7 protein-coding genes and 1 pseudogene are annotated in these 12,284 nt (G+C 75.7%); all 8 read right to left on the bottom strand.

The genetic code is table 11. The features are described 5' to 3' along the window. Positions 1-36 precede the first annotated feature (36 nt). Positions 37-978, bottom strand: coding sequence for a hypothetical protein (locus EKH77_RS22830; protein WP_126916187.1), 942 nt, complete (start codon positions 976-978; stop codon positions 37-39). A gap of 18 nt (positions 979-996) precedes the next feature. Beyond that, positions 997-1,437 (bottom strand): acyl-CoA thioesterase, encoded by a 441-nt coding sequence (locus tag EKH77_RS22825; RefSeq protein ID WP_126916186.1) that lies wholly within the window; start codon positions 1,435-1,437, stop codon positions 997-999. Then, positions 1,434-3,089 (bottom strand): polyketide synthase dehydratase domain-containing protein, encoded by a 1,656-nt coding sequence (locus EKH77_RS34405; protein WP_430981034.1) that lies wholly within the window; start codon positions 3,087-3,089, stop codon positions 1,434-1,436. The genes EKH77_RS22825 and EKH77_RS34405 overlap by 4 nt, the downstream gene beginning before the upstream one ends. Next, positions 3,072-7,348 (bottom strand): annotated as a pseudogene (locus tag EKH77_RS34795) (beta-ketoacyl synthase N-terminal-like domain-containing protein); the annotation flags it as partial. The pseudogene EKH77_RS34795 and the gene EKH77_RS34405, both read right to left, overlap by 18 nt. A gap of 17 nt (positions 7,349-7,365) precedes the next feature. Further along, entirely contained in the window at positions 7,366-8,334 is a 969-nt protein-coding gene (locus EKH77_RS22805; protein WP_126916185.1) for an enediyne biosynthesis protein UnbU, read from the bottom strand. A gap of 23 nt (positions 8,335-8,357) precedes the next feature. Beyond that, positions 8,358-10,280 carry a CRTAC1 family protein gene (locus EKH77_RS22800; protein WP_126916184.1) on the bottom strand — a complete coding sequence of 641 codons (1,923 nt, stop codon included), beginning with the start codon at positions 10,278-10,280 and terminating at the stop codon, positions 8,358-8,360. A gap of 43 nt (positions 10,281-10,323) precedes the next feature. Beyond that, entirely contained in the window at positions 10,324-11,310 is a 987-nt protein-coding gene (locus tag EKH77_RS22795; protein ID WP_126916183.1) for a DUF1702 family protein, read from the bottom strand. A gap of 175 nt (positions 11,311-11,485) precedes the next feature. Next, positions 11,486-12,250 (bottom strand): SDR family NAD(P)-dependent oxidoreductase, encoded by a 765-nt coding sequence (locus EKH77_RS22790; RefSeq protein ID WP_126916182.1) that lies wholly within the window; start codon positions 12,248-12,250, stop codon positions 11,486-11,488. Between the last annotated feature and the right edge of the window lie 34 nt (positions 12,251-12,284).

Here is a 12,284-nt window from a genome sequence, read left to right as displayed (position 1 = left end):
CTTGGGGATTCCGCTGTCACCCGTGCCGGGACGGCTTCAGCTCCCGTTCCAGGGCATCACCGGGAACCACCACCAGTCGTAGCGCGCCGGCAGGCGGATGCCCCAGTAGACGACGGTGAAGGTGCCGAACAGCAGCAGGGCCGTGCCCGTGACGCGGGTGGCGCGGGTGGGGGTGGCGTTGAGCCAGTGGGGGACGCGGCCGTGGGCGGTCAGGGCCAGGGCCAGGAAGAGGACGGCTACTACCACCATGTTGCCGAGCGCGATCAGGGCGAACAGCAGTGCGCCGTAGAGGGCGTTGTGGGTGTCGGCGGCGTAGGCGAACGTCTTGCGGAAGAGGGGGTAGGGGCGGCCGATGACGAAGCCGCCTATGAGGGCACCGATCAGCAGGAGACGTAGGCGTTCGGGGTTGCGGGTGCGGCCGGCTAGGGGGTCGGGGGTTAGGCCCAGGGCGGAGAAGCCCAGCCAGACCATGGCCAGGCCGATCACCGTGAAGACGATCAGGGCCTGGAGGGCGCGCGGCGGTATGCCGCCACCGCCGGTGGCCGTGGACAGCTGGGGCACGTCCGGGCCGATCGCGGCGCAGATCCCGCCATATACGGCCGCCACCGTGACCGCCGCGGCGGTGACCCAGGCCAGCGGGCGCAGGGCGGCGGCGAGACGGCCGCCGAGGGTGCCTCCGGTGTCGCCGGTGCCGGCCATGGGGGCGAGGGCGCCGAACGCCGCCACGTTGCAGGCGGTGAACGTGCCCGCCAGGCCCACGACGAAGGCGAAGACGACGCCCGCCCCGCTGCCGGGGATGTCGTCCTTCAGGGAGTCCCGGCCCAGGAGGCCGTCGGCCGCGTCGACTCCCAGTCCGTCGACGAGCCGCGCCGACCAGACGACGGCGAGCACGACGCCTGCCGCGACGCCCGCGACCGCGCAGGCGGTGGTGCGCCGGTCCGGGGCCGTCGTCGCGACGGCCGCGTGGGTGCGTGCCATGCTGTGTGTCCCCCTCGGTCAAGAACTGAAGGGCCGGAGGGCGATGAGGAGTTCCTCCGGTACCGGTTCGGGTTCCATGTCGCCGCCGTCGCCGGTGCGGCGCATGCAGGCGACGGTCTGGTGGCCGCGGGCCACCAGTTCCGGCGGGCTGCCGGCGCGCACGTAGTCGAAGGCCATCTCGACGCGGTTGCCCGCGAGATGGCGCAGCGACATGTGGATGTCGATCTCGTCCAGCGCCCGGCACTCGCGCAGGTACTCCACGTCGCAGGAGACCGTCACGAGCGTGAGGCCCTGGGCGAAGGCCGCGACCGTGCCCGGCGCGTGTTCGGCCAGGAAGCGTTCGCGGCAGTGGCCCTGCCAGCGCACGTAGTGGGCGAAGTAGACGTTGCCGGCGAGGTTGGTCTCCTCGAACGGCACGTGGTGGCGGTGGACGTAGGCGCGCCGCCCGGGCGTCGTCATGCGCTGCCTCCGGCGACCCGTACCCGTGCGGCGCGCGGTACGCGCACGGGTGGCCCGCTGCCTACCGCCACCGCGACCGGAGCGGGCAGGTCCGCGACGCGGACGACGACCGTGGCGACGGCCAGGTCGCCGGCGCGCAGCAGCACCCAGCCGTCGGCGGCGGTGCGCTCCACTCGCAGCGGGGCGTCCGGGCGGGCGCCGAGCGCGAGCAGCGTCTGACGGCACGTCAGCAGGCGGGCGTAGCCGTGCCCGGGCGGCCCGCCCGTCGCCCGGTCCGCTTCGTCGGCGACAGCGGCCGCTCGGGGGCCCAGCAGGGACCGCCAGCGCTCGGGAGGCGCGTCGGGCACGGGTGCCCAGTCGACGGCCACGGGCCGGCCGGCGACGGCGGCCAGGACCCGGTCGCCCAGGTGGGCGGCGCGGCGGAAGCCGTCCGTGCCGGGGAACAGGCCGTCGGCCGTGGGCCCGGCGGCGAGGTCCGCGCGGGCCTCGGGCAGGAGGCGGTCCAGGACGCGGGTGAGGTACGGGCCGAGGAGTTCGGCGGGCCAGGGTGCGCCGGCGGGCCGGGGCAGCGGCCCCACGTCCTTCAGCCGCAGGCCGTGCCACATCTCCAGGAGCGTGCCGGCTTCGGACTCCACGCGCACGTCGTAGCGGTAGCCGTCGGCGTCGCGCGCCGTCTCGTGGGCGTGGACGATCACGGTGCCTTCGCTCGGTGCCGGGCCGTGGAACCGCACGGCGTCCACGCCCACCGGCAGTACGCGCCGGTGCGGCACGCAACCCTGCAACACGTGCACGTACGCGTCGCGCAGCGCCGCGTCCCCCAGCAGCAGCCGGGGGCTGTGGAAGCCGCTGAACCACTCCCCCGCGCCGCCCGCCGCCACCTCCGCCACGCAGTGGCGGCCGCTGAGCCGCCGATAGCGCACCACGCGGCGGAAGCGCGGGCCATGGAAGAACAGTTCGCCGTAGTGGGGCGAGCGCGCGGCGGGGGTGGCGGCCGCCGCCGGTGCGCGAGTGGACTCACCGCCCATCCGGTACACCGCGCGGAAGTGGTCGGCCGAGAACCCCGTCTCGTCGCTGCGCACCACCGCGACCACCGTGCCGTCGTCGTGCCGCAGCGCGGCGACGCGCACGGTGCGGGAGCCCTCCGGCGGCACGGTGACCGGCCGTTCGAAGGCGGCCTCGGTGACGGTGAGCACGCCGTCGTGCCCGGTGACGGCGGCCGCCGCCTGGGCCATGGCCTCCAGCCCCACGACGGCCGGCAGCAGGGGCACGCCGTCGAGGGCGTGGTCGGCCAGGTACGGGTCGCCGCCCAGGCCCACGCGGGCGTCGGCCACCACCTCCACGCCCGGCTGGTGCACCAGCGGGCGTTCCAGGAACCGCAGCAGCGGCAGCGACTCGTCGGCGTGCCGGAGCGTCTCGGCGCGGGGCAGCCGTCCGGCGACCAGCACGGTGGACGGCAGGTCCGGGGCGCCGAGCAGGGACAGCAGGATCTTCGTGCCGTCGGCCACGGGGATCGGGGCGACGCCCTGGCGGCGCAGCGTCTCGACGGCCCCGAGCCGCTGGGCCATGCCCGCGCCCTCCCACTGCGACCACTCGACGGTCAGGCAGCGGCAGTGCGGCAGGGCCCCGGCGAGTTCGTCGACGCGGCGCCGCATCAGGTCGTTGGCCAGGGCGTAGTCGGCCTCCCCCGGCAGCCCGATGCGGGCGATCACCGAGCCGAAGGCCACGAGCAGCCGCAGCCGCCGGGTGTCCACGGCTGCGAGGACCGCGTCCAGCCCGTCCCGCTTGGGCGCGCACGCGGCGCGCAGCCGCTCGGGGGTGACGGCCTCCAGCCGCCCGGGCTCGTTGCGCCCGGCGCAGTGCAGGACGGCCTTGACGGGCCCGAGGCGCGCCTCGGCCTCGGCGACGCGGCGGCGCACGGCGGCGGGGTCGGTGACGTCGGCGGTGAGGTAGAGCGCGGTCGTCTTCTCGTCGGCGAAGCGGCGTAGCCATGTGTCGACTTCGGCGTCGTCGCCCGGTGCGCTTCGTCCCAGCAGAACGAGGCGCGCTCCGGTGGCGCGGGCGAGGGCGAGCGCCGACTCGGCGCCGATACCCTTGGCGCCGCCGGTCACCAGACAGACGTCGCCGGGCCCGAGGGGGATCGCGGCGGCGTCGGGCGCCGGCAGGGGGCGGTGACCGGTGACGGGCGCGTGGGGGCGGCCGGTGTCGTCGAGGACGATCTCGGCGTAGCCGGCGACGCCCCGCGCCACGGCCTCGTCGGCGGCCCGGCGCACACCCTCGGGGTGGGGCGGCGCGTCCACGACGAGACAGGACAGGCCGGGACGTTCGGCGGCGACCGAGCGGGCGATGACGTCGCCGACGGCGCGGTGGTGGAGGAGGAGCAGGGGCGCCTCGGCGTTCGCCGCCGCGGCGTGGAGGGCGGCCACGCACTCCTCGGGCGTGGGGTCGGGGGGCAGGGCGACGACGGTGGCGGGGACGGCATCGGCGTCGGCGTCGTCCGTGGTGGGGAAGGCGGCGTGGATGGCGTCGGCGAGGGGGTGGTTGTCGGGGACGAGGCGGGTCCAGGTGAAGACGGTGCGGGTCGTCGCGCGTCCGTTCGACCAGGGCACGAGCCGGTGGGTGAAGGCCCGCACCCAGGGGGCGACGCCTTCGACGGGCGCGTCGCCCTCCCCCTCGCCCCGGGAGGCCGGTAGCGCGGCGATGTGGGCGGCGAGCCCGGCCACGCTGGCCGTGACGAGCGCCCCGGTGTCGACGGGCGCCTCCCGCCCGAGCGCGCGGGCGGCGTCGGCGGCGATCTGGGCGAGGCGGAGGGAGTTCACGTGGAGGTCGGAGAGGAGGAGGTCGTCGTCGCGGATGGCGTCGGCGGGGAGTTCGAGGGCGGTGGCGATGAGGCTGCGGATGGTGGTGAGGGGGCCGCCCCCTCCTGCTGCCGGGGGCTCCGCCCCCGGGCCCCCGGCGGCGTCCGTGGTGGCCGCTCCGCCAGCGGATTCCGCAGGCGTTTCCGGCTCCGGAGGGAGGAACCCGCTGCCGGAAGGCGGCAGTCCCGGGGACCCGGACTCGCCGGGCGCGGCCACGCCCCCACCCTCGCGCGCGCTCCCGCGCTCCGGCTGCCGCGGCGGCGCCTCGGGGCTCCGGGGGCTCGCCCCCGGGGGAAACGGTGAAAGGACGGGATCGGGGACGGGGACGGGGACGGGATCGGGGACGGGATCGGGGACGGGATCGGGAACAGCCTCGCACGGGTTCGACAGGAAAACCCGCGGCCGGTTCACATCCAGCCGCCGGTGGAAGCGCCCCGCCGTCCAGGCGCGGACATCCGCCCCGCAGGCCGCGAACAGCGCCGCCGTCGTCGTCGCCAGCGCCCCCACGTCACCCGTGACGTCGAGGGTCAGGACGGGCGCTGTCGTGTTGTCGCGGGCCGGCGCGGACACCGTCGTGCCCGCGCCCACCTCCACCAGCACGTCCACGTGCCGCGCCAGCTCCCCCACCGCCTCCCCGAACCGGACCGGCGCCGTCACCTGCTGCGTCAGGAGCGCGGCCACATCCGTGTCCGGCCCGAGAACGGCGGCCGTCACCGACGAGACCACCGTGCCCGTGAGCCGGCCGAAGCCGGCCTCCATGAAGCACTTCTCCAGCTCCGGCAGCGCCGGTCGCATCGCCACCGAGTGGAAGGCGTGGGAAACCGCCAGGGCGACGACGCCGATGCCCCGGCGGCGCGCCTCCGCCCGTACCAGCGCCAGGGACGGCATGGGGCCCGCGACCGTGAGCCGGTCGGGGCCGTTGACGGCCGCGATCACCGCGTCCGTGCCCGCCAGCAGGGACTCCGCCGTCTCCACCGACGCCGCCACCGCGAGCATCCCGCCGCCGCCCTCGGCGTACCGGGCCATGAGGTCGCCCCGGGCGCGGGCCAGCCGGACGGCGACGGCCGGCGGCAGGGCGCCTGCCCAGGTCAGGGCGGTGAGTTCGCCGAGGCTGTGGCCGAGCGCGGCCCGGGCGTGGACCCCCAGCCGGTCCAGATAGCGCAGCCCGGCCAGCGAGGCCGCGACCATGGCGGGCTGCACCACGGCCGTGTCGACGTCATCACCCCGCCCGTCCGGCACCTCCGCCAGCAGGTCCCCCACTCCCACGATCCGCCCCAGCGGGCCCACGCGTCCGCCCGCCGTGCCCTGCCCCGGGAAGAGCAGGCCGAGCCGGGCCGTGGGGCCCAGCCCCGTGAACACCCCGGCGGCCGACTCCCCGTGGAACCCCGGCCGTCGGCCGAGCGAGTTCGCCGCCGCTCTCAGCCGCTCCGCCAGTTCGCCGGGCGAGGAAGCGGCCACCGCCACCCGGACAGCGGCCCCCTTCCCGTCCGTGGAAGCCGCCAACTCCGCCGCAACGTCCGTCAGTTCCGCCTCCGACAAGGACTCCGCCGTCCCCGCCAGCCGCAGCAGCCGTCCCGCGACCTCCCCGGCGTCGTCCCCGCCCACCGGGAAGACCTCCCACCCGGGCGCGGGCACGTACGGACGTGGATACGCGTACGGATGCCGTCGCGAACCCACGCTCTCCAGGACGACGTGGGCGTTGACGCCGCCGAAGCCCACGGAGTTGACGGACGCCCGGCGCGGCACCGCGCGCCCCGGCCAGTCCTCCGGCTCGCCGAGGGTCCGCAGGGGGGCGGTGAGCAGCGGGTGCGGGTCGTCGCAGCCGGTGGTGGGTGGCAGGACGCCGTGGTGGACGGCGAGGGCGGCCTTGATCAGCCCGGCCGCGCCCGCCGCCGCCTTCGTGTGCCCGATGTTCGCCTTGACGCTGCCGAGCGCCACCGGAGTGCCGCCCCGGAGCCCAGCGCGGCCCCCAGCACCGCGAGCTCCACCTCGTCGCCGACGGCCGTGCCCGTGCCGTGGCCCTCGATCAGGCCGGCCGTCGCCGGGGCGAAGCCGGCGCGTTCGTAGGCACGGCGCAGGGCGAGGGCCTGGCCGGTGCGTTCGGGGCGGGTGAGGCCGCCGTGGCCGTCGGAGGACAGGCCCCAGCCCTCGACGACGGCGTAGGCGCGCAGGCCCAGGCGCCGGGCGTCCTCGGCGCGGGCGAGGACGATGACGCCGCAGCCCTCGCCGGGCAGGAAGCCGGTCGGGTTCCGGTCGTAGACGCGCATGGGGCCCCGGGCGAGCGCGCCGAGGCGCGAGAAGCCGACGAGTTCGAAGGGGTCGAGACTGAGGTCGACGCCGCCGGCCAGGGCGAGGTCCAGGTCGCCCGCCGCGAGCGCCGTGCAGGCGGTGACGACGGAGACGAGCGACGAGGCGCACGCCGCGTCGACGGTGTAGCCGGCGCCGTGGAAGCCGAAGTGGTTGCAGATCCGGCCGCTGATGGTGTTGGCGAGGCCGCCGGCCAGGGACTCGTCACCCGGGACGGGGAAGGGGCTCTTGTAGAGCTCCTCCAGCTCGCCCAGCAGCTCCCGCCGTTCGCCCTCCGCCAGGCCGTGCCGGCCGAGGACCGTGTCGACCGTGCGGCGGACGTACGGCCAGCGCAGCCGCAGCAGCCCGGTGCGGGAGAACTCGCCGGTGAGGGAGTTGCCGATGACGACGCCCACGCGGTCCCGGTCGAACCCCGTCGACCCCACCGGCCCCTCCGGCCCCTCCCCCTCCGCCAGGCCCGCGTCGCGCAGCGCGGCCGCTGCGACGTCGAGGGCGAGCCAGTGCGTGAGGTCGGCGGCGCGGAAGGCGCCGCCGGGCACCCGGAAGGCCTGCCGGTCGAAGGTCCAGCCCTCGAGGACGGCCGCCCGTTCGGCGACGATGTCGTCACCGTCCCCAGCCGTCCCCGGCGCGTAGTCGGCGACCCGCAGCCGCTCGGGCGGGATCCGGCGGAACGCCCGGCGCCCGGCGAGCACGGTCCGCCACAGCTCATCCGGGCCATCCGCGTCCGGGTAGCGGCAGGCCATCCCCACGATGGCGACGGGGCACTTCACGGAGCCTCCCGCACAACAGCAGGACGAAGACTAGAGAAACGTTCCAGCACAGGCGCCGTCAGCGGCAGCGTCACCAGCGCCACCCACCGCACCACGCACACCACCGCCAGCGCGAAGAACAGACCGAAGGTGATGTGCAGAACCATCAGCGTCCCGTACGCGGCCGCGATCCCCAGCCCGAAGGCGAACTGGCGGCGGGGCGCGAACGGCGTCGTCCCCGGGTCGCTGATCATGTAGTTGGTGTAGAGGATGAAGGCCACACCGGTCATCGGCGACAGCGCGCCGAGCACCCAGGCGTCGGTGAACACGGCGCGCAGCAGCGCCTGGAGGACGAAGCCGCCGGCCCAGCCCAGCAGCAACGGCATCTTCAACGTCAGCTTGGCGTTGAGCATCGTCCCGGCCACCAGCACCGCGAACGGGATGATCCAGCGCAGCACGCCGGGCGGGTACTCGGTGAACTCGTACGGCGGGGCGATGCCCACCCAGTCGTAGATCAGAAGGGTGGCGACGATCCCGGTGTTGGACGGGTTGAGGACGTGCTGGGACTTGCCCCGCACCTGGGCGCGCACCGCGTATTTGGAGCCGATGCCGACGGCGGCGGCGAACGCGATGGGCCAGAGCCGGTCGTTGGCGTAGAGCAGCATGGAGCAGGCGAGGCCGGTGATGTGCGCGGGCAGCATGAAGTCGAGGACCTTGCCGAACGGGCCCAGGTAGCGCGGCCGCCGGCGGCGCGCGGCCGCGTCGACGGTCTCCAGCAGCAGTTCGGTGGCGTAGGCGGTGCCGACGGCGACGAACGGGGTCGCGTACGCCTGCTCGAAGCCCAGCCAGACCAGGCCGACGATGTTGAGGACGGTGATGGAGAGCGCGAAGCGGCGCAGGGCCTTGCTGCGGCGCTTCTCCGGGGTGGGGCCGGCGGGTTTCCCGGTGGCGGGGGCGGTCGGGGAGGCGGGGGCGGTGGTCGTCACGGGGGCACCTCTTCGGAAGACCTTCAGGAGAGGACGACGGTGTGGGCGCCGGGCGTCAGGGACCGGGTGGTCCGGTGCGGCCCGGTGGCGTCGCGCCAGGTGATCTCGACGGTGACCGGTCGCTTCGCGTCGGCTCCGGCCCCCAGCCCGAAGAGCAGCTCGGAGCTGTTGACGCCGGTGTGCCCGTTGGCCGGCTGGAGCTGCTGGGTGTACGTGCGGCCGTCGGCGGTGCGGACGGTGACGCGGGCGCCGATCGCCGGGGTGGTGGCCGCGCCGCCCGGCACCGCGGCGGGCACGACCGGGCGCAGCGCCAGGTAGGGCCCGGCGGTGGGGCCGGTGTTGCGGTGGAAGACGGACCGGCCCCACTGGTTGGCCACGACGATGTCGAGGCGTCCGTCGCCGTCGGCGTCGGTGAGGGCGTAGGAGCGGCTGGGCACCTTCTCGTCGAGCCCGGTGGCCTTGGCCAGGTCGGTGTAGCGGCCGTCGGCGGTGCGCACCCAGAAGCGGTTGCCGGCGGCGCCGGAGAGGTCGTCGCCGGGTTTGACGCGCGGCCAGCTCAGCGGGGAGTGGAGCACGCTGTCGTTGGCCATGGCGAGCTCCTGGAGCTCGGGCCATTTGCTGGTGCCGCCCTTGACGAAGCCGACGGCCTGGAGGATCTGGGGGGTGCCGCTGTGGTCGAAGTCGCCGGTCTTGACGTCCCAGGACCAGCCGGAGCGGGACAGGCCCAGGTCCTCGCTGCGGTCGTGGTAGGGGGCCGTGCCCTTGGCGAGGTCGGAGACCGGGCCGTCGCGGGTGAAGACGAAGTTGGACTCCTCCAGGGCGTAGGGGAGCGTGATGTTGCTGACGAGGATGTCGGGTTCGCCGCGTCCGGTGAGATCGGCGAAGGCGACGCCCATGCCCTTGAACGAGTCGTGGCCGAGGACCTTGGACTTGGGGGTGGTGAAGGTCCGGCGGCCCTCGGCGAGGGAGTAGGACGGCCGACCGGGCCGCGAGTGGTTGACGAGCAGCCGGTCGGGGCCGAAGTCGTTGGCGATGTAGAGCTCGGGCAGCCCGTCGCCGTCGAGGTCCTGGGCGCCCAGGGCGAGGGCCCAGCCGTGGCGGACGCCGGCGGGCAGCGCGTCGGGCTCGTCCCGGAAGCGGGCCTCGGGGTCGGGCCCGCCGCGCCCCGAGTGCCACAGCAGGACGTGGGTGCTGCCCGCGTTGCGGGCGTTGGACATGCCGTCCTGCATGGCCATCCGGGGGTCGTCGGCGGCCTCGGTGTCGAGGACCTTGGCGCCGTCCGGGAAGTAGTTGCCGACGATCAGGTCGGGCCGGCCGTCGCCGTCGACGTCGGTGAAGTTGACGGTGGTGGTGTTCCACACGCTCATGGGCGAGACGAGTTCGGTGGCGTGGAAGGCGGCGGCGGACGGGGGCACGGGCTTGCCGTCGGCGCCGGTCCGCCGCAGGAAGAGGACCGGGGAGCGGCCCCAGTAGTAGACGAGGACGCCGGTGAGCCCGTTCTGGGCGAAGTCGCCGGTGACACAGCCCATGGGGGCCATGGTGCGCGGGTTCCAGGGCAGCCCTTCCGGGGTGAGGGTGAAGGGCGCGTATCGTCCGGTGGAGCCCGGCAGGGGGCGGACGGTCACGGAGTCGTCGCGGGGGTCGACGAGGCAGGCGTCGGCGTCGCGGCCGGTGCCGGCGATGTCGCCGACGGCGACGCTCGCGCCGACGGCCGAGATCCACGCGGAGATATGGCGCAGCGCGGGCTGCACCCGCCGTTCGGTGCGGGCCCCGGCGGGGTCGCCGTTGAGGTACTCGGAGGTGAAGCGGAAGCGCTCGGCCAGCCGGTCCCGTTCCGCCCCGGACGTGCCGGGCCGGACGGCCGCCACGCCCAGACAGGACGCGATCACCACGGCGACGACGGGCGCGGCGAGCGCTCGCCACTCGATGCGGGGCGTGCGGGACATGTTCCCTCCGTAGTCCGGCGGCCGGGCGTCAGGTGGGGCGGGGTCACCGGGAGGCGAGCGCGCTCCCGCTGATCAGGGCCCGCCAGGCGAGGAAGTCGCCGAGGCTGCCGTCGCCGCGCAGCCGTCGTTCGGCGTCCAGCGTCCAGCCCGCTGCCGTCACCGCGTCGACGCCCACGAGCCGGAGGACTCCCCGGTGGGTGTGCTCGGGGATGTGGCCGCCCCGGCGGCGGGCCTCGGCGGCGAAGGCGGCGCCCTGGGCGAGGTGCTGCCAGTAGGGGCCGGAGCGCTCGCGCAGCCGGTCCAGCTCGCCGTCGGCGGCTCCCCCGGCGTAGCAGGCGGCCAGGCCCACGCCGCTCCACAGGTGGGAGCGGCGGTCCTCGGGGAAGCCGGTGATGGTCCCGGCGATGCGGTCGGGGTCGGCCGCCTCGACGAACCACAGGCTGCGGCCGAGGCCCTGGTGGCGTACGGTGCCGCCGGGCCGGGGCGGGCCCTTGCGGGCGATCCGGGCCACGGCCGTCCGCCCGCCGAAGTAGCCGTACGAGAAGCCGAGTCCGTCCAGCGCGAGCCAGCCCAGCAGCGGGTCGAGGCCGAGCAGGCGGCGCGCCCCGGGCAGCGGCGCCTTGGCCAGCGCCCAGCCGGCGCCCACGTGGACGAGGTGGACGTAGTCCCGGCCGGGCCCCCTGAGCAGGGCGCGGACGCGGCGCCCCCCGGTGAGGGCGAGGGTGTCGAGGAGGGCGCAGGCCATGCCCGCGCCCTCGTAGGCGAAGCCGCGCTCGACGGGGTCGAGGTCCGTCAGCCGCTCCTGGACGGCGCCGGGGGCAGCCGTCAGGGCCGTGTTGAAGCCGGTGAGGAAGGAACGGCCGTGGCGTTCCAGGACGCGCCGGCTCTCCGGCCTGTCGCAGGGGAAGCCGCGGACCGCGAAGTCGGCCGTCTCCTCGCGCAGACACAGTCGCCGGGCCCAGCGGGGGGCCGCGGGCCCCTGCCGCGCACGGGTGCGCGAGCGGGGCGGAGCTGAAGGCTTTCCGGGCATGTGCGACCCCCGTCCTGTCCTCAAGGGTGGTGCGCCGCCGGTGAGTTCTCCGGCGCGGGTCGGCGACCGGACTCGAACACAGTGCGTATTGCTATCAGTTGTGGAAGTGACGGTCAACACATCCGGTTCGCGCCACGGGGGATTCGGCCGAAAAGCCCGCCCCCGCCCCACCCGTTCACCGCAGCTGCTCGGCCGGGCGCACCAGCACCTCGCCGATCGCCATGTGGCGGGGCCGGGTGACGACGTGGACGATCGTCCCGGCGACGTCCTCGGGGCGCAGCGGGGTGCCGGGGTCGAAGCCGTCGGCGAGGGCGGCGAGTGCCTCGGGCCGGGAGTGGGTGGGGAGTTCGGTGGCGACGAAGCCGGGCTCGACGACGCAGACCCGCACGTGGCGGCGGGCGACCTCCTGGCGCAGGGCCTCGCTGAAGCCGTTCAGCCCGGATTTGGTGGCGTCGTAGAGGGCGGTGCCGGGGGTGGCGGCGCGGGCGCCGCTGGAGCTGATGTTGACGACGTCGGCGACGCGCCGGGGGCCGTCGGCGGCGGCGCGCAGCAGGTGGGGCAGGGCGGCGCGGGTGACGAGGGCGGCGCCCAGCAGGTTGACGCCGACCATGCGGTGCCACTCCTCGGTGGGCGCGCCGTCGACGGGGCCGAGCAGCAGCACCCCGGCCGCGTTCACGACGATGTCGAGCCGTCCGTGGGCGGCGAGGGCCGCCTCGACGGCCGTGACCGCGCCGGACTCCGTGGCGAGGTCGGCCTCGGCGACGAACGCCCGGCCGCCCAGTGCCTCGACGGCCTCGGCGACCTTCAGGAGGCGGTCGCCGCGCCGGGCGACGAGGGTCACCCGGGCGCCCTCGGCGGCCAGCGCCAGGGCGGTGGCCTCGCCGATGCCGCTGGAGGCGCCGGTCACCAGGGCGGTGGTCCCTGCCAGTGCGTCGCTCACGACGGTGATCCCTTCCTCGGGGACGACTTCCTCG

The sequence above is a fragment of the Streptomyces luteoverticillatus genome (genome assembly GCF_003970715.1).
GTDB lineage: Bacteria > Actinomycetota > Actinomycetes > Streptomycetales > Streptomycetaceae > Streptomyces > Streptomyces abikoensis.
The sequence above is the reverse complement of the archived record's forward strand: the minus strand, read 5'-3'. Positions and strand labels throughout refer to the sequence as shown.

What these genes read in the sequence shown, in the direction of transcription:
- EKH77_RS22830 (WP_126916187.1), bottom strand. Translation starts at nt 978, where the DNA reads ATGGCACGCACCCACGCGGCCGTCGCGACGACGGCCCCGGACCGGCGC.
- EKH77_RS22825 (WP_126916186.1), bottom strand. Translation starts at nt 1,437, where the DNA reads ATGACGACGCCCGGGCGGCGCGCCTACGTCCACCGCCACCACGTGCCG.
- EKH77_RS34405 (WP_430981034.1), bottom strand. Translation starts at nt 3,089, where the DNA reads ATGCGGCGCCGCGTCGACGAACTCGCCGGGGCCCTGCCGCACTGCCGC.
- EKH77_RS22800 (WP_126916184.1), bottom strand. Translation starts at nt 10,280, where the DNA reads ATGTCCCGCACGCCCCGCATCGAGTGGCGAGCGCTCGCCGCGCCCGTC.
- EKH77_RS22795 (WP_126916183.1), bottom strand. Translation starts at nt 11,310, where the DNA reads ATGCCCGGAAAGCCTTCAGCTCCGCCCCGCTCGCGCACCCGTGCGCGG.